The organism is Bacillus sp. FSL R5-0439, from assembly GCF_038008805.1.
Classification (GTDB): Bacteria; Bacillota; Bacilli; order Bacillales; family Bacillaceae; genus Bacillus; species Bacillus safensis.
This window is the reverse complement of sequence record NZ_JBBOZW010000001.1, coordinates 1,780,091-1,801,445: the sequence shown is the minus strand read 5'-3', so window position 1 is coordinate 1,801,445 and position 21,355 is coordinate 1,780,091. Positions and strand designations below refer to the sequence as shown.

Annotated in this window: 20 protein-coding genes and 1 pseudogene; 18 read left to right on the top strand and 3 right to left on the bottom strand. The window is 41.0% G+C overall.

Annotated features, from left to right (window positions below):
* Positions 1-7 precede the first annotated feature (7 nt).
* Both NST59_RS09110 and NST59_RS09105 read left to right on the top strand, forming a co-directional pair.
* Positions 8-466 (top strand): PTS sugar transporter subunit IIA, encoded by a 459-nt coding sequence (locus NST59_RS09110; protein WP_106025088.1) that lies wholly within the window; start codon positions 8-10, stop codon positions 464-466.
* Between the two features lie 2 nt (positions 467-468).
* Positions 469-1,338 carry a class II fructose-bisphosphate aldolase gene (locus NST59_RS09105; protein ID WP_144464622.1) on the top strand — a complete coding sequence of 290 codons (870 nt, stop codon included), beginning with the start codon at positions 469-471 and terminating at the stop codon, positions 1,336-1,338.
* Between the two features lie 38 nt (positions 1,339-1,376).
* On the opposite strand, the gene NST59_RS09100 is transcribed toward NST59_RS09105, so the two are convergent.
* Entirely contained in the window at positions 1,377-2,897 is a 1,521-nt protein-coding gene (locus NST59_RS09100; RefSeq protein ID WP_059377354.1) for an MDR family MFS transporter, read from the bottom strand.
* A gap of 171 nt (positions 2,898-3,068) precedes the next feature.
* On the opposite strand from NST59_RS09100, the gene NST59_RS09095 reads away from it, so the two are divergent.
* The 3 genes from NST59_RS09095 (at position 3,069) to NST59_RS09085 (ending at position 5,757) form a co-directional block, all read left to right on the top strand.
* Positions 3,069-3,488: a MarR family winged helix-turn-helix transcriptional regulator gene (locus tag NST59_RS09095; RefSeq protein WP_247544733.1), complete on the top strand. Its 420-nt coding sequence runs from the start codon at positions 3,069-3,071 to the stop codon at positions 3,486-3,488.
* Positions 3,489-3,864: 376 nt separating this feature from the next.
* Positions 3,865-5,418, top strand: a complete 1,554-nt coding sequence (locus NST59_RS09090) for a ribonuclease YeeF family protein (RefSeq protein WP_445285724.1) — start codon at positions 3,865-3,867, stop codon at positions 5,416-5,418.
* A 21-nt stretch (positions 5,419-5,439) separates the two neighbouring features.
* Positions 5,440-5,757, top strand: a complete 318-nt coding sequence (locus tag NST59_RS09085) for a hypothetical protein (protein WP_039179063.1) — start codon at positions 5,440-5,442, stop codon at positions 5,755-5,757.
* Positions 5,758-6,260: 503 nt separating this feature from the next.
* Here the strand turns inward: NST59_RS09085 and NST59_RS09080 are convergent.
* Both NST59_RS09080 and NST59_RS09075 read right to left on the bottom strand, forming a co-directional pair.
* Positions 6,261-6,725 carry a phage tail protein gene (locus NST59_RS09080; RefSeq protein WP_144490448.1) on the bottom strand — a complete coding sequence of 155 codons (465 nt, stop codon included), beginning with the start codon at positions 6,723-6,725 and terminating at the stop codon, positions 6,261-6,263.
* 21 nt (positions 6,726-6,746) lie between these two features.
* Positions 6,747-7,226 carry a GyrI-like domain-containing protein gene (locus tag NST59_RS09075; protein WP_144490449.1) on the bottom strand — a complete coding sequence of 160 codons (480 nt, stop codon included), beginning with the start codon at positions 7,224-7,226 and terminating at the stop codon, positions 6,747-6,749.
* Positions 7,227-7,330: 104 nt separating this feature from the next.
* Here NST59_RS09075 and NST59_RS09070 point away from each other — a divergent pair, with 104 nt between their 5' ends.
* From NST59_RS09070 to NST59_RS09010, 13 genes and pseudogenes are all read left to right on the top strand, one after another.
* The gene (locus tag NST59_RS09070) at positions 7,331-8,293 is read left to right on the top strand and encodes a helix-turn-helix transcriptional regulator (protein ID WP_144490450.1); all 963 of its coding nucleotides are present in this window, start codon (positions 7,331-7,333) and stop codon (positions 8,291-8,293) included.
* 108 nt (positions 8,294-8,401) lie between these two features.
* Positions 8,402-8,560: pseudogene (locus NST59_RS09065) on the top strand (T7SS effector LXG polymorphic toxin); the annotation flags it as partial.
* A 34-nt stretch (positions 8,561-8,594) separates the two neighbouring features.
* Positions 8,595-9,035 (top strand): hypothetical protein, encoded by a 441-nt coding sequence (locus tag NST59_RS09060; protein ID WP_064498538.1) that lies wholly within the window; start codon positions 8,595-8,597, stop codon positions 9,033-9,035.
* Between the two features lie 274 nt (positions 9,036-9,309).
* Entirely contained in the window at positions 9,310-11,382 is a 2,073-nt protein-coding gene (locus NST59_RS09055; protein WP_341041012.1) for a BglG family transcription antiterminator, read from the top strand.
* Positions 11,383-11,397: 15 nt separating this feature from the next.
* Positions 11,398-11,664, top strand: a complete 267-nt coding sequence (locus NST59_RS09050) for a PTS sugar transporter subunit IIB (protein WP_047203175.1) — start codon at positions 11,398-11,400, stop codon at positions 11,662-11,664.
* A 25-nt stretch (positions 11,665-11,689) separates the two neighbouring features.
* Entirely contained in the window at positions 11,690-12,952 is a 1,263-nt protein-coding gene (locus tag NST59_RS09045; protein ID WP_144490452.1) for a PTS ascorbate transporter subunit IIC, read from the top strand.
* A 17-nt stretch (positions 12,953-12,969) separates the two neighbouring features.
* The gene (gene alsE, locus NST59_RS09040) at positions 12,970-13,662 is read left to right on the top strand and encodes a D-allulose 6-phosphate 3-epimerase (protein WP_144490453.1); all 693 of its coding nucleotides are present in this window, start codon (positions 12,970-12,972) and stop codon (positions 13,660-13,662) included.
* A gap of 185 nt (positions 13,663-13,847) precedes the next feature.
* The gene (locus tag NST59_RS09035) at positions 13,848-14,888 is read left to right on the top strand and encodes a LacI family DNA-binding transcriptional regulator (RefSeq protein ID WP_099663318.1); all 1,041 of its coding nucleotides are present in this window, start codon (positions 13,848-13,850) and stop codon (positions 14,886-14,888) included.
* A 218-nt stretch (positions 14,889-15,106) separates the two neighbouring features.
* Positions 15,107-16,363, top strand: coding sequence for an ABC transporter substrate-binding protein (locus NST59_RS09030; RefSeq protein WP_039179031.1), 1,257 nt, complete (start codon positions 15,107-15,109; stop codon positions 16,361-16,363).
* A 30-nt stretch (positions 16,364-16,393) separates the two neighbouring features.
* A complete protein-coding gene (locus NST59_RS09025) occupies positions 16,394-17,326 on the top strand; it encodes a carbohydrate ABC transporter permease (protein ID WP_064498581.1) in 933 nt (310 codons plus the stop codon).
* Entirely contained in the window at positions 17,326-18,156 is an 831-nt protein-coding gene (locus NST59_RS09020; protein WP_039179030.1) for a carbohydrate ABC transporter permease, read from the top strand. The genes NST59_RS09025 and NST59_RS09020 overlap by 1 nt, the downstream gene beginning before the upstream one ends.
* 31 nt (positions 18,157-18,187) lie before the next feature.
* Positions 18,188-19,519: an alpha-glucosidase/alpha-galactosidase gene (locus NST59_RS09015; protein WP_341040567.1), complete on the top strand. Its 1,332-nt coding sequence runs from the start codon at positions 18,188-18,190 to the stop codon at positions 19,517-19,519.
* 313 nt (positions 19,520-19,832) lie between these two features.
* A complete protein-coding gene (locus NST59_RS09010; RefSeq protein ID WP_341040566.1) occupies positions 19,833-21,293 on the top strand; it encodes a CoA-acylating methylmalonate-semialdehyde dehydrogenase in 1,461 nt (486 codons plus the stop codon).
* Positions 21,294-21,355 lie beyond the last annotated feature (62 nt).

Sequence of the window (21,355 nt, the reverse complement as noted above, 5' to 3'; positions counted from 1 at the left end):
AAGAGAAATAATGGAACATATCTATATGAATCTTCACGAAACAGCTTCTTCACAGGCTGGCGTGTTCGCAGCCATTGCTGACATTGCCTACAAAGCAGGTATTTGCACCTCACCAGAGGAAGTCAAAAAAGGCTTAGCGGAAAGAGAAGCTCTGAGTACAACCGGTTTTCAAGATGGATTTGCCATTCCGCATACACAAACAGAAGCCATCACGAAACCAGCACTTGTGATCGTCCGCACGGAAACAGGCATTGAATGGGACGCTTTTGATGGGAAGCCTTGCTTTTTCTTCTTATCCTTATTGATTCCTAAAAGTGAAGCAGGTACGACTCATTTAAAGGCTCTTTCTGCCCTTTCACGAGGCTTAATGGATGAAACGAAACGTCAAAAACTGCTGGAAACAAGAACAAATGAAGACATGCTTGCTGTATTAGAAGCGGATATTTTAACGAGAGAGGATGTTTGATCATGCCTTTACTTTCAACAACACCAATGCTTAAGGCTGCGAAAAAAGAAAAATACGGAATTGTGGCATTCAATGTACACTCCTTTGACAGTATCTATTGGGTGCTCGAAACTGCTGCAGAATTAAAGTCACCTGTGATATTGCAAACAACGGTTGGAACAGTTCAATCTCTTGGAGCAAAAGCGATTGCAGATACAGTGAAGGCGGCGGCTGATCAATATCAAATCCCAATCGGTCTTCACCTCGATCACTGCACAGACTTTGATGTGATTCTCACCTGTATCAGGGCCGGATATACATCCGTTATGATCGATGCATCTATGCACTCATATGAAGAAAATGTTCGCCGCACAAAAGAAGTTGTGGACCTCGCATTAAAAGTAGGGGTGAACGTTGAAGCAGAATTAGGCAAGGTAGGCGGTGTCGAAGATGATATCGTCGTTGATGAAAAGGATGCTGAAAAAGCCATTCCATCAGAATGCCGTCAATTTGTAGAAGAAACTGGGGTGCCCACTTTAGCGCCTGCGATTGGTACTGCCCATGGCATTTATAAAGGGGTGCCGGATATTGACTTTGCCCGCATTGAACAAATTGCGGACCTGGTCGATGTACCACTTGTTCTCCACGGTGGTTCTGCTGTACCGGATGAGGATGTGAAGCGATGCGTTGCACTTGGTATGGCAAAGGTGAATGTCTCAACTGAATTGAAAAATGCATACTCCGAGGCCATACGTGATCATTTCTCAAATGAACCTGAAAGCTTAGATCCGCGTATGTATTTACAAAAAGCAAAACAAGCAGCAAAAGACATGGTCCAATCGAAAATACGAATCGTTGGCAGTGAGGGCAAAGCCCATCCGCTATATCAATAAGAAAAAAAGCAGAGCTGCAATTGCTCTGCTTTTTCACATTATTCGTTTTCTTTCATTTCATTTGATGTACGTACTCGTGCATTTCCCATAAATATGACTGTAATCGCCGCAAGTGCAATCGGGAATAAAGCAAGCAAAAATACATACGTAATACTTTGTGACATTGCATCGATGACTTTATTTAAAATATCAGTCGGAATTTGTGAGCGGGCACCTTCTTGGAAAATAGCCTGTGGATCGCCTATTTGAGAAGGGGCTCCTTTCATTCCGCTAAAGGCATCAGCTAAACGATTTGTCAGCACATTGGTTTGAATCGTCCCGAAAATCGTGACACCGAGCGTCATCCCAAGTGATCTCATAAATGAATTGGTCGAGTTTGCACTGCCTCGATAGCGCGGCTCAAGATCATTCATTGAAGCTGACGGCAGAAGGGAGAAGCTGAACCCGACCCCAAAGCCTGATATCATCATAAAGAGTGTGAGCCACAGTCTTGCTGTATCTGGTGACATATTGGCAAGCAGCAGCATCCCAGCGAAAAATGAAATGACAGAGATGGTCATAAGACGTCTGAAAGGCACTTTCGTCTGCATCGTTCCGCCAATCATACTGCCAATGACTGATCCAATCATCATCGGTGTTAAAATAAACCCTGCACTTGTTGCAGATTCACCGTACACCGCCTGCACGAAAATAGGAATAAACACAGCAAGAATAATGAATGTCCCGCCATATAAAAACGCCAAAATTTGAGATGTCGCAAATAATCGATTTTTAAACATCCAAAATGAGATAATCGGTTCCTCAGCTTTACGCTCAACAATAAAGAAGATCGTACCGAACACAAGAAACACAGCAAAAAGTGTGAGGATTTGCACCGAATCCCAAGCATACGATTTACCGCCAAGCTCAAGCGCGAACATTAAGCTGACAACCGCAACGACAAGTGTAATAGCACCTGACCAGTCGATTTTCTGCTTACGATGTTCAAGCGATTCCTGATAATATCTGGCGATCAAGAAGACACTGACAATACCAATCGGCACATTAATATAGAAAACCCAATGCCAGCCGATCGAATCCGTAATAATAGCACCTAAGAGCGGTCCGAGTACACTTGATAAACCAAAGACAGCTCCAAACATACCAGACATTTTTCCGCGCTTTTCAGGCGGGAAGATGTCAAAGATAATTGTAAATGCGATTGGAAGAAGGGCACCGCCTCCAAGCCCTTGAATGGCTCGGTAAATAATGAGCTGATCCATCGTTTGTGCGATACCGCACAGCGCTGATCCAATTAAAAAGAAAATAAGTCCAAACAGAAAAAAACGCTTTCGACCATACATATCAGAAAGCTTTCCGTAAATCGGCATTCCCGCCATTACTGCCACCATATAAGAAGCCGTCACCCAAGCAAATTTATCAAAACTGCCCAAATCTGCTACGATGCTTCCCATCGCTGTTGCAACAATGGTATTGTCCATCGCTGCCATAAAAATACCTAACAGCAAACCGATGACAACAAAGCGAGTGGATGCCTTGCCTTTATCCACATGATTCATTTCATTTACCTCCTGCTTACGTTCTCTCCTTATTTTTGCTATGATCAACTTAAATATTAAAGTAAGAGAACATTTATCTTGATGATCAAGATAAATTGATTTTAAAGGGAGGAGAACAAGTTGTCAATAAAGAACGAGGCTGAAGACAGAGCAACCCAGATCATCCATACAATGAGGCGCCTCGCCACACGAACCGTTTTATTCCACCAAGCGGCCGCCCAATCACTCGGCCTTTTTCCAACAGATCTCAAATCAGCTGATTTATTAAATGAACTCGGCCCCCTTACAGCAGGGGAATTAAGTGAAAAAACAGGCCTTAGCTCAGGTGCAGTCACAGCTCTTATTGACCGCCTTGAAAAAGCGGGCTACGCCAAAAGAGAAAAGGACCCAAAGGACAAACGAAGAGTTATCATCGTTCCATTAACGGCAGGGAAATCACAGGTGAAAGAACTCTTTCGATCCTTATCAACATCAACGAAGGAACTCACAAATGAATACAAACCAGAAGAATTAAACTTAATTATTCAATTTATAACTGAAGCAGCAGATATCATGGAGCAAGAACTTCAATTGCTTAAGTCTAAATCGTAAAAAGTACACTAATGCGGGTGTGCTTTTTCTAAGTGCATTCCTAATTCATGTAGGGATTGCCTCGATTAGTGACATCTTCCTTACCATAAAAGTGCTCTATAACTCTTTTTTATAATGGAGTAGCTCAAAAAAATGTTCTATTTAAAAGATTGTTCTAAAAACTACATTATAATTGTTATGACAAAAGTGGAGCTAATGAATTCTATAGTTTGCTTTTCAATTGAAACAATGTTCATTTACATAATCAGTATTGTTTTTGTATCTTAATGCCTATTTAATGATAAACTTTGTATTGGTAAAATTGGCCTTGTCAAAGAATAGGAGGGAGTGACTTCTTCTGGGCAAGATACTTGATGCAAAAGCACTAACAAGTGCCATGGACACAAGAGCAAAACAATACCAGGAACTCCGCGAACAAATGGTAGATTTAAAAAAGGCATTACAAAGTGTTGCCAATCTTGGTGATGATTTTACTGGGAAAGGTGCCGATAACATTAAAAGCTTTTATAAAGAGCTGTCTGGAAATGTAGACATGTTTATCAGCTTCATTGATAAGCAAAAAGCCTTTCATGACGGTGTTTCTGGGACACTTGATGATACGAGCTTTGGCGGCGATACCTTTGTAGAGGAACACTTTTTAGACAACGCAGTACATATGGGCATCAAGAATGCCAAAAGCATTGTAAAGGATCAAAAAAAGGCACTCAAAACGATTTTTCAAGACATTGATGATCTCATTTCTCTAGAAGTATTTGATAGTCAAACCTTTGATGAAAAAATAGAAGATGCGGAAGATGAACGAAAAAAGACAGTCAAAGATTTAAGAGAGCTTGATCAAAATTTAAAAGATGAATATGCTTTGTCAGAGACAGAGCAGCAAGCTACAATGGCATTGTACGCTGAAATGATGAATGCGACAAATGACGGAAAAGCGATTTCGCCTATGAATTTTGACAAGAAAGCGTATCAAAATAGCGAAATCTACAAGGCAAAAAGCGATATTGAAAAGCAAACTTCTGAATATCTGAAAATCAAAAAAGAACAAGAAGAAGCCCGAGAGATCGCAAAAGAACAAGAAGCCCTCGCCAACCGTCCTTGGTATGAAAAAGCGCTCGATTACGGTGGAAATATCGTCAATGAACTGACAGGTGTGAACGATGCAAAACGTGCCGCAACAGGTGTTGATCCGATCACAGGCGAGGAACTCACCGCAGGTCAGCGAGTCGCGGCAGGAGGCATGGCAGCAGCCGGTTACATCCCAATCGTTGGCTGGGCAGGACGCATTTTCAAAGGCGGAAAGGCTGTCTATAAAACCACCCAAGCCACATCAGCCGCAGTCAGAGCAGTCGACATCTACAAGACATCACAAAAATCCTTTGACGCCCTGAAAACATCTCAAAAAGGTTTATATGGTCTCACCGCAACCAACGGCTTCAGCGAAGCAATCACAGGCCGCGATATGTTTGGAAATAAGGTCTCGAAAGAACAGCAGGAAGCGAGTATGAATGCGGCGCTTGGAATGTTTTTGCCGTTTGGAGCGAAAGGGTTTCATGGTAAAATGGGGGTTAAGGGTACGGGTGAAATTGGTTGGAATATGTCAAAAGGCGGAGGGAAAATAAATGGAAGAATGTATTCTCACCATGCTTTGGAAAGAATGGCACCTGATACTCCTGAAGTAAAAGCTACTTTAACAAGTAGAGCAATTAAAAAAGCTGAAGAATTAGGATTTAAACCACAAACAAAAGAATTTAGTGATTTCATCAAAAAATATGTTGATCCAAGAAATATTCCACCTTCAGTTATTGAAGACGCTATAATGAATACGAAAAAGATACCTGGTAATAGAAGTGGAACGTTTGTTCATGAAACTCGGGATGTCAAAGTAATTATAAATGAAGCAGGCGATGTTATCACAGTTATACCAAAATAATTAATAAAAGGATGAATACGAATGTTTATCAAGTATGATGAATATGATCTATTAGAACTTTTTCAAAGTGAGCCGGTGAGTATAACAGGCAATATAGATGATGGAGAATTAATTTATACTTACAAAGATGACCAAAATTTCAAGGTGATTTTAACTTTAGATGTATATAAGCAAACGAGTAGTCTAAGTATTACATTTAATGATTCTATAGTATTTACAGGTGATTTTAATAATGTAACAAGTATAAAAAAAGATGACAAAGCTATGGTAATGAACGTGGGCGAAGAAGAGAGGCTAAAAGTTAAATTTTATAAACAAGTTGGAGTGGAGTTACTTTAAAATAGCCTTATTGTATTAGAAAGAAATATAAAACAAATATGATATTCTCTCAGATAAATCAGTAGGTGAAGTAGTTGATACTTCTAAATATAATGTTATTGTTATCATACCTTGACTGGCTATATGCCTTTCAAGGTTTTTGTGTTTATTGGCCTTCATACCGATAAAATGGGGATCTTTTTTCCTGAGTGGGTCATCGTATGATAGAGACAAGCAAAACTAGGCACTCACAGCTTTTATGGTGAGTGTTTTTTAATGAGGGATACTTCACCTCATTTTCTTTGAATATAGATCTGAAAAAAGTATAGATGTTAAACAGTGAAATAGCAGACTAATCGCTTTGACGGCGAACTTCTTCATAAGAAAATAAGGTTGGTACAATAAACAGAAAAACATCCTCTAATAATGCATAGAGAATGCTGCTCTGTTTAGAAGGTGGAAATTATTTTAATTTATTTGTTCAATCAGTTTCACAAATTCGAGTGAAGAAAGGGTTTCTCAACTCAATATTCCCCTTTAATTTTAAAGAATGACCCACGAATCGTTCCAGCTAGTTTAGACTTCTGCCTAGCAAATTTAAATTTTCCTTCTAATTCCTTTGGTACTTCCATCCCTTCAGAAAGCTTAAAACCAACAGCACGTTTTTTCGGGTCATCCACTGTATACAGGACGTTAATTGCAAGACCATCCTCATAAAAGACGTAGGTCCATTTGATATTTTCCACTTGAAAACTTGCCGTTTCTAAAGGTTTGGCTGCAAACTCTAGTTCACGTTCTTCTTTTAACACTCGGTTTACATAATCAAGGGTCTCCTGACTATCGCTGGCAGGTAATACTGTAAATGCATGCTTATATTTGTTCATAAAGTAACGAGCCTCATTCGCTCGTAAGCCAGCAAGTGCTTCTGCTACAGGTGAAGACTCTAAACCAATCGTAGACACATGTTTAAAATCAACGATATAAGCCATTTCTATCCCTCCATATCCTTGTTATTTCTGTACAACAGGAATCCACATCTCACCAAGTAATAAGTCGTTTCGCTGTCCCATTTCTACCACTGCATTTGGTCCACCAACATAGGCGAAATTCTTTGCTTCAGGCAAGACTTGACCAAATGCAATACCAGTAAGCGTTTGATGCAATTCATCAGCGGTTTTAGCTTCCCCTTTAACGATTAGATATTCCCCTTTAGGAAATTGAATCACTCTGTCCGCTTCTGGTAACGATTCCTCTGTCATGACCCCGACATAATGCATCAGCTTATTATTTACCGCTTCGTTTACGATAAAAATATAGTCATTTGTGGCAATGGCTTTTAAGGTGTCAAGCTTACCTTCTTGGTTGACTGCTTGCCAAAAGTCTGCTTTTTCCTTCGTTATGCCCGCATAGTCTGTGTAATGACTCTTAAGTTCAGTTCCAATACCTAACACGTGAAAGCTGTCTTTTTCTTCTAGTATATAATCTGCCATATTCAACACTTCCTTTTGGTGAATTGATCAAATGTTTTTTTCACTTGATAAATATATAATAGGCTTAAACCATGTCAAAAAATGATACTGTTTAGGAGGACCAGATGAAAAAAGTTGAACGGATTAATACCATCATGCGGTATATTAACAACCGCTCCAACTTTACAATTACTGAAATCATGAGAGAATTTCATATCTCTCGTTCGACAGCAATTAGAGACATCAGAGAAATTGAAGCTATGGGGATGCCACTTGTCGCAGAAGTAGGAAGGGACGGAGGATATTTTGTGATGAACAATTCTGTCCTGCCAACTGTCCGTTTTACCGATAATGAGATTAAAGCTCTTTTTATTGCCTTTATGGCCACGAGAAACCAACAACTCCCTTATTTAAAGAGTCGCCAGTCTTTAGCTGAAAAATTACTAGGACTCATCTCTGAAACCCAGCAAGATGACCTTGTTCTGTTAAATCGCCTCATGCTATTTGAAGGGGCCAACCCGAATAATCCTGATCTGCTTGATTTGTCCGATCTCCCTCACCCCATGTTAGAAAAATTAATCCAATTGCTTATTTTGGATCGATATTTACTGATTACCATGAGAGAGGAGAAAGTGATCAAGTCCTATCCTATTTACCTTTTGAACCTTTATCGTGAAAAAAGCCTGTGGTTGATTGAATGCTTTGATGTAAAGGAAGAGAAGAAACGGATTCTGCCTGTCGACAATCTCACAGATGTAAAACCATACTCTACAAAAAATAGATTTAGCAGGAAAAAGATATTAGAAAAACTAAGTAAGCAGGAGGAAGTAATCAACCTTGTCCTTGAACTTGGTCCAAAGGCAATTGCACAGTTCAAAAAATACCATCCTTTCAAAATGTCAATTTCTTATACGAATCCTTACCAAACTACAGCCATTTTAAAAACTTTTATCAATGTTAATCATTCAGAAGAAATAACCGAAATAACAAATTGGCTATTTTTCCTAGGCGATGATATCAAGGTCCGGGAAATGCCTGTAGAAATCTTGGAAAGTTTACAAGAGAGACTACTCCTATATTGTCCATAATCAATGCTGGTTAGACCTCATATTAGATACATGAAGCTGAGTCGTATTTCGAATCAAATCTCAATGAACCACCAATCTTACTTCCATCTTCTGTAGATCTCAGCTGCGGAAGAAACGGTTAAAGATTTAATAGAACTCGATCAAAATTTAAAAGGTGAATATTCTTTGTTAGAGACAGAGCAGCAAACTACAATGGCATTGTAAGCCGAAATGATGAATGCGACAAATGATGGAACAGCGATTCCTATGAATTTTGACAAGAAGGCAGTTAAATACATTTTAGATAAAGGGGTTAATTTTATTGATTTCTTATGATGAAGAACTAATAAAGGATTTGGAATTAAAAGACCTTCTTAAAAGTGTCAAAGTACATAAAAATCCCGAAATTTATTTAGATTTAATAGAACAAAAATTTGATTTTGCTGGTTCAAAAATAGATTGGTTACAAACCAATAAACATTATAGTAAGAGCTCAAATAATGAATCGTTACTTCCTGATGCTCTTCTATTTATAACTGAATTAAAAGGCAAATATTTAGATAATCACTTACAAGTAATTTACATAGGGGATAACCTTACAGAGTTTGGGTATCAGTTTGAATTAAAACATTTAGAAGAGCTACTAATCTATTTTTTAAATATCCCTCAGCACCACTACTTTATATCATTAAAAGGTGATTGGTGTATTTGTATTTCATTTGAAAACGATTTGGATTTCGGATTTAGTTTAAACAAAAAATAATTTTAAACGTCACGTATAGGAAAAATAAAAGATGATAAGAAGTGAAAAAACCTTGACTGGCTTTATATCATTCAAGGTTTTTTGTGTTTATTGGTCCTCAAACACTTAAAAAAAGACAAAGGACTCTTTGCCTGAAAGCACACTCAAATTGTGTGTTTTTCTTATGAAAAGAACACACAATCGCTGCACAGCACGTGCTGAAGACATTTGGACTTCTTTGATGCATGTGAGTTGATTAGACTTATAAGCAAAGAGAAGAAAGGAGGAATTCCAACTGTACTTAACCAAAAGGGGCACGACTTTACTATCTATGCTGCTTCACACGACATCTTATCTATCAATAGAAGATTTACAGAATCGGATGAAAGTCTCGACTCGAACCGTTTACGCTGAAATCAAACGAATGAACAGCTGGCTGGAAACTCATCAGCTTAGTGGTGTGCAGCGAAAAGGTCAACTTGGCTATTATTTAAATCCTCTGGAAAAAGAAATCATTATTCAAAAAGCTGATACCATTCTTGTTGGTCACGATTATGAACCATGTAAAAAGGAACGAAGGGCCATCTTGCTTTTATCCATAGCATGCAGCGAGCATTGCCTAAGAATTGATGATTTCATAAAGATGACAAAGGTGAGCCGAAATACATTGCTCGAGGATATGAAACAGCTAAAAGAGGCGCTTTCAAAGCAGGAGATCACACTCCGCTATCAGGCAGCAAGCGGCTATGTGATTTTAGGAGACGAAAGGGCCATTCGATTGGCACTCAAACCTTATATACATTTCATTCGCACAATGATAAAAAACGAAAAAACGTTTCCGTCGTTTTGGTTAAAGGGACCTATTTCGTCCAAACGGGTACACTATCTCCTCCAGCAGTCAGAACAAGAACTTAAGCTTGAATTTGCAGATGAGATGCTGGATCAGCTCTCTTTGGATCTCTTTTTCTACTTCAAGCGGATGAAGCTAGGGTATGCTGTACACATTTCAAACGAAGAAAAGCGAACATTGCAGGAAACAGAGGAATGCTTGGCGGCTATTCGTTTCATGGCGCAGATTCAAAAAGAGGCCAGTCTCTTTGTTCATGATGATGAGATCTATTTTCTTAGCACCCTTTGGCTCAGTGCCAAAAAACAAAAACTTCCATCAATTAAAAAACCAGAAGAACATCTCATTCGCACCATCGCTAGACAAATGATATTTGACTTTCAGCGATATGCTTGTATTTCCTTTCAAGAACCAAAAGCATTGGAGCAAAACTTAACCATGCATTTAATTCCAGCCTATTACAGGCTCATCTATCACATTGGTATAATCAACGAACTGACGGATTCTATAAAAAAAGCACAGCCAGAAGTATTTGAAATCACTCAAAAAGTTGCCTGCCATTTAGAAAAGGCGGCCTGTTCCAAGTTGAGTGACCATGAAGTTGCATATCTCACCATGCATTTTGGCAGCTGGATGAGAAGAGAAGGAATTTCATCAATTGTTAAGCGTTCTGTATACATTGTCTGCGGAGAAGGAATCGGCACAAGTAACATGCTGAAAACTCAGCTCCTCGAATTAATCGGCTACATCGAAGTACGCGGGCTGTTATCAAAGCGTGCATATGAAGAATTAGCAGCCGTTAATGCAGATTTCGTTGTGTCCACAACACCTATTACGTTTAAAGGAAAACCAGTTCATCTCGTTCATCCTATTTTAACTGCCTATGAGAAAAAAACATTACTTCAATACGGGAAAGGCTTAGAAACGATGGTTGACGAGCAGCATGTAAACGCTTTATTCAACATCATTCAACAGCATACCATCGTACAAAATAAACAAGCACTGCTTCGTGACATTCAGGAGCTGCTTCATCCCACATATCTATCCTATCAGAAAGGGTGGAACCCAGTGTTAAACGATTTATTAACAGAACAAACCATCAAGCTCCACCAAACAGCAGACACATGGCAAAAGGCGATCACAAAAGCGGCGCAGCCTTTACTTGACCAAAATGCCATTGAAACAAGTTATGTAGAAGCCATGATTCAGTCTGTTCATCAAAATGGTCCTTATATTGTGATTGCACCACAAGTGGCCATTCCACATGCAAGGCCCGAGGATGGCGTGAACAAATTGAGCATGACACTCATGTCATTCAAACAGCCCATTTCGTTTTCAAAGGATGGCAAAAAGCAGGTGCGGCTTGTCATTGTGTTAGCCGCTATGGACAGCATGAGCCACTTGAAAGCACTCAAACAGCTGACCATGCTGTTAAGTGAAGAGAAACGGACGAAACAATTGATTGAAGCAGAAGATTTAGCATCGGTTCAAGAATTAATTGATCAATTTTCACAAGTATAAAGGGGGAAAAAGAGAATGAAAAAAATTCTAGTTGTATGTGGAAACGGGTTAGGAAGCAGCTTTATTGTAGAAATGAATGTCAAAAAAGCATTAGAAGAATTAGGTCTTATAGCTGAAGTGGATCATACCGATCTCAGTACAAGTAAAAATGAACAAGCAGATCTTTATATCGGCGCAGCTGATATTATTGACCAGCTGAATGACGGCACAAGAAATGTGGCTGGCTTAAATAATTTGTTAGACCAGAAAGCCATTAAGGACGTCCTTCGTCAACACATTTAAGTCATGAAAAAGGGGGATTCACATCATGATAGAACTGATCATGAACGATATATTGGGCACACCTGCCATTCTTATCGGTTTATTTGCTCTAGCCGGTTTACTTTTGCAGAAAAAATCAGCCGCAGATACTGTGTCAGGCACCTTGAAAACAACCATGGGCTTTTTAATATTAGGGGCGGGCGCTACAGTCGTCTCTGATTCACTCGGGGTTTTTCGAAAGATGTTTGAAGCAGCCTTTCACATTCAAGGGGTTGTGCCAAATACAGATGCTATGGCCGCCATTGCTCAAAAAGAATTCGGTACACAGACAGCACTCATTATGATTTTTGGCATGCTGGTCAATTTGTTACTTGCAAGATTCACACCCTTTAAATACGTCTTTTTGACTGGGCATCATACGTTGTATATGGCGGCTATGCTCGCCGTCGTTCTCTCAACAGCCGGTATGCACGGGTGGCTGCTCATCTCAACTGGTTCAATGATATTAGGGGCAGCTATGGTCATTGCACCCGCAATCCTTCAGCCGTTTACGAGGAAAGTCACCGGAAGCAATGATCTCGCGCTCGGACACTTCAGTACTTTCGGTTATTTTACTGCGGGAATGATCGGCAAATGGGTTGGTTCTCCTGAAAAATCAACGGAAACCATTCAAGTGCCTAAATCACTCGGTTTTCTAAGAGATACATCTGTTGCCATTTCGATTACGATGGCTTTGCTGTTCTTTGCGATTGCACCGTTTGCAGGAATTCCTTTTATAGAACAAATTAGCGGGGGCACGAACTTCGCTGTCTTCATTCTCATTCAGGCGATTACGTTTGCTGCTGGTGTGTACATTATTTTAGCAGGGGTACGGATGGCCATTGGCGAGATCGTGCCTGCTTTCAAGGGGATTGCCGATCGATTCGTGAAGGGAGCAAAGCCGGCACTTGATGCGCCAACCGTTTTTCCATTTGCGCCAAATGCGGTCATTATTGGTTTTTTATGCAGCTTTGCAGGAGGCATCGTATCCATTTTTCTTTTACCTTTGTTTGGTTTAACTGTCATTGTCCCTGGTCTTGTCCCGCACTTTTTTTGCGGTGCTACAGCAGGAGTGTATGGCAATGCAACAGGAGGGGTAGGAGGTGCTGTCGCTGGGTCCTTTGTAAATGGGTTGCTTCTTTCCTTTTTACCTGCTTGTTTATTACCTGTGCTCGGAACCCTCGGCTTTGAAGGGACAACGTTTGGAGATACAGACTTTGGTATCATCGGAATCTTAATTGGATTGATCAAGTTTTTATTTCAGCTGTAAAAAGGAGGAGACTGAGATTGACAGCCACTTTTTCACCTTCATTGATGTGCATGGATCTCACGCACTTCCGTGAACAAATTCATTTTCTCAACACGAGAGCAGACCGGTACCATGTCGATGTGATGGATGGGCATTATGTGAAGAATTTGACGTTATCACCCTTTTTCATTGAACAGCTTCGGAAACTGACAAATTTACCGATTGATGTTCATCTAATGGCTGAACACCCCCAGGAATTTTTAATCGATGCATGTATTGATGCAGGCGCAACGATGATTTGTTTACACCCAGAAGTCGTGCAAAAAGATGCCTTTCGAATTATCCGGCATATTCACCAAAGAAAATGTGAGGTTGGCTTTGTTTTAAACCCCGTCACACCAGTTGCAGCATTAGAGTCCTTTATTCATTTAATAGACCGAGTGACGATCATGACGATCGATCCAGGCTTTGCCGGACAGCCATTTATTAAAGAAATGCTTCAGAAAATTAAACAGGTGAAAGATATCAAAAAACACGGAGGATACTCGTTTTCAATTGAAGTAGACGGCTCTTGTAATGAGAGCACGTTCCGGCTGCTTGCTGAGGCTGGAAATGAGATCTACATCATCGGCACCTCAGGTTTATTTGGACTTCATAAACAACTCGACACTGCTTGGGAAACAATGAAGCAAATATTTTCAAAAGAAACAGCTTCAATCGAATCGCGCTAGTAAAAGAGAGGATGAAACCCATCCTCTTTTTTACTCAAATTTTACTAAAACAATATTTACTCGCCAAAACTTACCCAAAAACAAAATAAAAATCGCAAATCTATAATTGAAAGCGCTTTATTAATATGTTATCCTTCAAATATCTTTAGTAAATATTTAGTCAAATAACGATGAGGAGTTTGCCTATGACCACACTCAAAGATATTGCTCATGATGCAAAAGTGTCCGTTTCCACTGTATCCCGTGTGTTAAATGGCGATCAAACACTTGCCGTTTCACACGCAACGAGACAAAACATCCTCGACATTGCTAAGAAGTTAAACTATACCCCAGTGAGAGCAAGAAAAGCCGATCAAGCAGAAGAAAAAAGCCCATCTGAATCCCCAGTCATCGGTATCGTTGTCGCTCAATCCATTGACGAAGAATTAAATGATCCCTTTTTTTCATCGATTCGAAAAGGAATTGAAAAAGAATATGCCAAACAAGGACTGTCCACTCTCCATACCTTTCGCCTAAGAAGCATGGATAAAGGGGCGATGCTAAAGGATATTGACGGCTTGATCGTCATTGGACGAATCAGCCCCGATACGGTTGAAAAAATGACAAATCGAATGGAACACATTGTTTTTATCAATCATTATGCAGATGAAGATTTGTATGATTGTGTACATGTGGATTTTGTCAGAGCGGCAGATCGCGCCATTCGTCATCTGCAATCACTCGGTTATACACATCTAGGCTATATTGGCGGGAAAGAGCGGGAGCATTATTTCGAAGGCAACGCTGTGATTGAGGACGAAAGACAAACGACGTTTATGAAAAGAATGCAGGAAGCGGGCGCTCTTCATATGGAAGACATCCACATTGGTGAATATTCCATGCAAGAAGGCTATTCGCTTATGCAGCAAGCTATCAAAAAAGGAAAACTGCCGCAGGCCTTTTTCATTGGAAGTGACTCTATGGCCATCGGGGCAATGCGCGCTCTCCATGAAGCCGGTCTACACGTTCCTTCAGATGTATCCATTGTTGGATTTAATGACATTGAAGCCGCATCATTTTCAAGCCCGCCGCTTACGACTGTCAAAGTATATACAGAAGAAATGGGGGAAGTCGGTCTGAAGCTTTTGCTTGAGAGAATAAACGGAAGAAAACTTCCTCTAAAAGTCGTCGTGCCAACAACACTCATCGAGCGAGGCAGTACATGTCTCATCCATGAAAGGGGGTGAACCATCGATTTCAGCAAACAAAAAAGAGACAAAAAAGCAGAAAACAAGCTGCTTAGCATGATGGCCAGATCATGCTAAGAACAAGGCAGCCTGCCGGTATGCTCTCTTATCTCTTTGAAAAGAATAGAATTCCAGTATAATGGACTTCTTTTGTTTCCGCAACTGCATGAATTCTACCGATTATCGTCTGAATTTTCAGTGATCAAAAGGAGGAAACCATGAATAAAAAAATCATGCTGCTGATTGCAGCCATTTTCTTGACCATGATTTTGTCTGCTTGCGGCAATAACGGCTCTTCTGAAGCAAATGGAAAGGTCACCTTGACGCTATTTTCAACGATGAGCAACAGCGGGGAAAGAAAAGCGTTTGAAGAAGTGATTCGTGAGTTTGAAAAGGAGCATCAACACATTCGAATCGATGCCAATTTCCCAGGCAACAGCTATGAAGATATGATCCGCGTCAAAATGGGGGCAAACGATATGCCAGACCTTTTTGATACACATGGCTGGGCCAAACTGCGCTATAGCGAGTATGTGGCAGATTTAAAAGAGATGGATTGGGTCAAACAGCTTGATCCTTCACTCGACCAGATTTTAAAGGACCAAGATGGCAAAGTGTACGCCTATCCGCTGAATCAAGCAAAAGACGGGCTTAGCTTTAATGCCAATCTATTAAATGAATATGGCATCGAAGCCCCTAAAACACTTGATGAATTAAAATCGGCTTTGCTGACAGTGAAAGAAAAAAGCAAAGGAGATGTTGTGCCGCTCTGGATACCAGGAGGAGATAACTCAAATATTGCCCAAGTCTTTGATGAGCTGGCGACGCCTTTATTAATCACCGATCAAAAACATCAATACGGAAAGGAACTTGAAAACGGATCATTTGATTGGTCTCTCTATACACCGCTTGCACAATTCATGAAAGATCTGAAAGATCAAGACCTTTTAAACAAAGATGTCCTGACAGCGAAACTCTCTCAAGCACCGGAACTCATGGCTCAAAACAAAATCGCCTTCACCTTTGTCGGAGGATCATTAGGACCTGAAGCAACAGAGCTGAATCCATCGATCAAAGTAGGCACGATGCCTGTTCCAGCCATTCATGAAGGAGATAAACAAAGCTGGATTGGCGGAGAACGGTTTACTGTCGCTGCTTGGAAGGACTCTAAGCATCTAAAAGAAGCAAAGCAATTCATCGATTTTTTAGCAAAGCCTGAAAACGCCAAAAAAATCGCAGAGGGCACATCCTCTGAAACAGCTCTAAAACAAGTGAAAGCGAAAAACTATTACTCTACATTTTACGATCAATACGAACAGGTGAAGATTGAACCGTATTTCGATCGAAAATACTTACCAAGCGGAATGTGGGCGGTCATGGCAACAACGGGTCAAGAATTATTAGCAGGCTCCATCACACCAGAACAGTTGTCAAAGAAAATGGAAGAGGAGTATAAGCGTCTGAAAAAACAATAGCCGATGGATGCTGAAACAGGAGTGAAGCCAATGAATGACATCACAAAAGCAAAGCAGCCAGCCGCATTCACCTCTTTACCAAAACAAAAGATGCAAAAACGCCAGAATTCCTCACTTTGGTGGATGTACATGCCAGCTGTTCTCGTCGTCAGTACCTTTATCATTTATCCTTTTTTGAACGGCATTCAGCTTTCTTTTACGAATTGGAACGGTTTCTCACAAACTTATCAATGGATTGGTCTTGAGCAATATGAGCGGCTGCTTCAGGATCAAGCGACATGGCTTGTTGTCAAAAACACACTTCTCTACGGAATTGGGAGCACCATCTTACAAAATATCATCGGACTTGGATATGCACTCTTATTAAATCAAAGCTTAAAGATGAAAGCCATCACAAGAACAGTTATCTATTTACCTGTCATGATCAGCCCGATTGCGATGGGCTATATTTGGTATTTTGTGTTTGCTTACCAAGGCGGTGCCTTAAATGATGTGGTGACGCTTTTTGGATTTGATCAAATAAATGCGCTCGGCAACCCGCAATTCAACACATGGATCATTGTGCTTGTCAACACCTATCAATTCGTCGGGATTGCGATGATCATTTATTTAGCAGGACTTCAAAGTATCCCTAAGGATTATTACGAAGCGGCACAATTAGACGGCGCATCGAGCTTTCAACAATTCAGGCGGATTACATTGCCGCTGCTTATGCCGTCGATCACCATTAATGTTGTGCTGAATGTCATTGGCGGGCTCAAGCTCTTTGATGTCATTGTGGCACTCACGGGCGGCGGACCTGGAGATTCCTCGCAATCCATGTCGACCTTTATGTATGATCTGTATTTCAAACGTCAGGATGCAGGCTATGCAGCGACGCAAGGGGTGTTCATGGCGGTCATCATCCTTATCATTAGTGTCGCAGCGCTGATTTATTTCAAACGAAAGGAGACCGAGGTGTGATGGATAACGCCTATAAACGCAAGAAAAGATGGTACTCCTTCCTCGCACTATTGATTACATTGCTACACCTCATTCCATTTTATATTTTGGTGACGACTTCATTAAAGGGGATAGGAGATTTTAGTTCAAAATGGCTGTTTCCGAAAGCGCTGCACCTTGAAAACTTCCGCACAGCATGGACAGAGGCTCAGCTTGGCCAGTCCTTTTTGAATACAGTGATCATTACGTTCAGCTCCGCTGTATTGCTCATTATATTTGGATCTCTTGCAGCCTATCCGCTCGCAAGAAGGAACACCAAGCTGAATAAAGCAGTCTATGTTTTATTTATTGCCATTATGGTCATTCCGCCGCTCACAGCCCTTGTCCCGCTCTATAAAATGGTCGTTCAAATCGGGATGATGAACACCTATCAAATAGCTATTTTAAATAATGTGGCTGCTTTTTTGCCTCTGACGATTTTCTTATACGCAGGCTTTATCCGGTCGACCATTCCAAAGGAGCTTGAAGAAGCTGCCCGTATTGATGGAGCAGGGACACTCAGAGTTTTTTTCACTGTCGTTTTTCCGCTTCTAAAGCCCATTACCGCTTCTGTATTAATCATTGCCTGCGTGTATATTTGGAACGACTATCAATTTGCTATCTTCTTTTTGCAAGATAAAGAGATGCATACACTCACGGTCGCCTTATCCCATTTTTTTGGTCAAAATCAGCATCAGCTTCAGCTCGTTGGTGCAGCTGCCCTCATTGCGATGCTGCCAATGGTTACGATGTTTTTACTTTTACAAAAATATTTTATCGCAGGGCTTTCACAAGGGTCTATCAAAGGCTAGCCCAATATGGATGTAAAAAGGAGAGTCGTCTATGTCTAAAATTACATTTATCGGTGCAGGGAGTACCGTGTTTGCTAAAAATATATTAGGAGATTGTCTGTTTGTTCCCGCCCTTGCAGGCTTTGAATTCGCATTATATGATATCGACCACAACCGGCTGAAAGAATCAGAAACGATGCTACGGCATTTAAAAGCAAATTACGGTGCAAATGTGACCATCCAGTCCTATCAAAACCGGAAAGAAGCCTTAAAGGATGCGAAATATGTCATCAATGCCATCCAAGTTGGAGGCTATAGGCCAAGTACAATCATTGATTTTGAAATACCTAAAAAATATGGATTAAGACAAACGATTGCAGATACGGTAGGGATCGGTGGCATCTTCCGTTCCCTTCGAACCATTCCTGTCATGCTTGACTTTGCAATGGATATGGAAGAGGTTTGCCCAAATGCTTTATTGTTAAATTACACGAACCCAATGGCCACACTGACTGGGGCGATGCTGCGCTATACTCAGGTTCAAACGATTGGTCTCTGTCATAGTGTGCAGGTGTGTACAAAGGACCTATTTGAATCTCTTGAAATGGATCATGAAGGCATTGAAGAAAAAATCGCCGGCATTAACCATATGGCATGGTTATTAGAGGTGAAACGGGATGGAAAAGACTTGTATCCAGAAATCAAAAGACGAGCAAAAGAAAAGCAGCAATCGCGGCATCATGATATGGTTCGTTTTGAACTGATGGATAAATTCGGCTACTATGTCACAGAATCCTCAGAACACAATGCCGAATACCATCCATATTTCATTAAATCACGGTACCCTGAACTAATCGGTCAGTTTAACATTCCGCTCGACGAATACCCGAGACGCTGCGAGGAACAAATCAACAATTGGAATACAATGAAGCATGACCTTGTAGGAAACACACAGATCACACATACCCGCTCTAAAGAATATGGTTCCCGGATCATTGAAGCGATCGAAACGAACGTTCCCTTTAAATTTGGCGGAAATGTTCTGAACACTGGCGGGCTCATTGACAACCTGCCTGAAAAAGCCTGTGTAGAAGTACCATGTGTCGCAGATCGAAGCGGCATCATGCCATGCTATGTCGGAGAGATACCTGAACAATTGGCTGGACTCAATCGAACGAATATCAGCTCACAGCTGATGACAATTGAAGCAGCCATCAGCGGTAAAAAAGAACACATTTATCAAGCGGCTTTACTGGATCCACACACAAGCGCTGAACTATCAATTGATGACACCATTAAATTATGTGATGAACTCATTGAAGCACATGGAGAGATGCTGCCAAATTATATAGAACCAAATCAATATGCAGGATCAACCAAATAATATCAATGAACCAGCCTCTACCTGATGCACAGCGCATCAGGTATTTCTTATGAAGCAAAAAGAGGATTGACTGAGGGCCATTTTCATATTATGATCTTCTAAAGTTAACCAACAGTTAACCAAAAATACATCATGAATTTTTGGCATTCTCGTGTCATATGTCACAAACAAACCAGATGATCACAACGTAAACCAAAACTGCCGTTTGATTTGACAAAGAGTGTATACAGATGAATGCCCGTTAGATGAGACAATGACGATACATACACACCCTTTAAGCATGACATTCTTTAACAAAGAGGAGAGAGGGAACATGACCAAAACAGATGTACAAATGTTGAAAAATTATATTGGCGGACAATGGATTGAGGCAGAAACAAGTCAAACAGAAGAAGTGTATAACCCAGCTACTGGCGAAATCATCGCGGAAGTGCCGCTTTCAACAAAAACAGATGTTGAACGTGCGGTACAAGCAGCACAGGAAGCGTTTACTACTTGGTCTAAAACTGCTGTTCCCCGGCGTGCACGCATTTTATTTAAATACCAGCAGTTACTCGTTGAGAACTGGGATGAGCTGGCTGAACTCGTAACGATTGAAAACGGAAAAAGTGTAACAGAGGCAAAAGGAGAAGTGCAGCGCGGGATTGAATGTGTGGAATTTGCTGCGGGCGCACCGACGTTAATGATGGGAAAACAGCTGCCAGATATTGCGACTGGACTTGAATCAGGCATGTACCGCTATCCCATTGGCGTCATCGGCGGCATTACGCCATTTAACTTTCCAATGATGGTTCCATGCTGGATGTTCCCGCTTGCCATTGCCTGCGGAAATACATTTGTTTTAAAACCTTCAGAACGAACTCCTATTCTTGCGGCACGGTTAGCTGAGCTGTTTGAAGAAGCGGGTCTTCCAAAAGGTGTTCTCAACATCGTCAATGGAGCTCACGATGTCGTCAACGGCCTGCTTGAACATCAAAAGGTCAAAGCCATATCATTTGTCGGCTCTCAGCCAGTCGCTGAATATGTCTATAAAAAAGGAACGGAGCATGGCAAACGTGTCCAAGCACTTGCAGGCGCAAAAAATCATTCCATTGTCCTCAAAGATGCGGATTTAGACGCGGCAACGAAACAAATCATCGGGGCTGCCTTTGGATCAGCAGGAGAGCGCTGCATGGCTGCAGCCGTTGTCGCAGTGGAAGAAGAAGTGGCTGATGAGTTGATTCAAAAATTAGTGGATGAATCAAACGAGCTCGTCATTGGAAACGGGATTAATGAAGACGTCTTTCTTGGACCAGTCATTCGAAAAGAACATAAAGAACGAACGCTTCAATACATCCAGTCAGGGATTGAAGAAGGAGCAAGCCTCATTCGTGATGGCCGGCAAGACCACGAAACAAATGGAGAAGGGTATTTCGTCGGACCGACGATCTTTGATCATGTCACAAATCAAATGAAAATTTGGCAGGACGAGATTTTCGCCCCAGTCTTATCAATTGTCCGTGTTTCTTCATTAGCAGAAGCCATCGACCTGTCCAATCAATCAAAATTTGCGAATGGTGCCTGTCTGTATACGGACAGTGCATCAAGCATAAGAGAGTTTCGCGAAAACATCGAAGCGGGCATGCTCGGTGTAAACATCGGTGTACCCGCACCAATGGCATTCTTCCCGTTTTCCGGCTGGAAGGATTCTTTCTACGGGGACTTGCATGCCAATGGAACAGACGGAGTGGAGTTTTACACAAGAAAGAAAATGGTCACCGCTCGTTATATGTAAGCTATATGCAATGAATCATAAGAAGAAAAAATGCAGCCCCAGCATGGGAGACTGCATTTTTT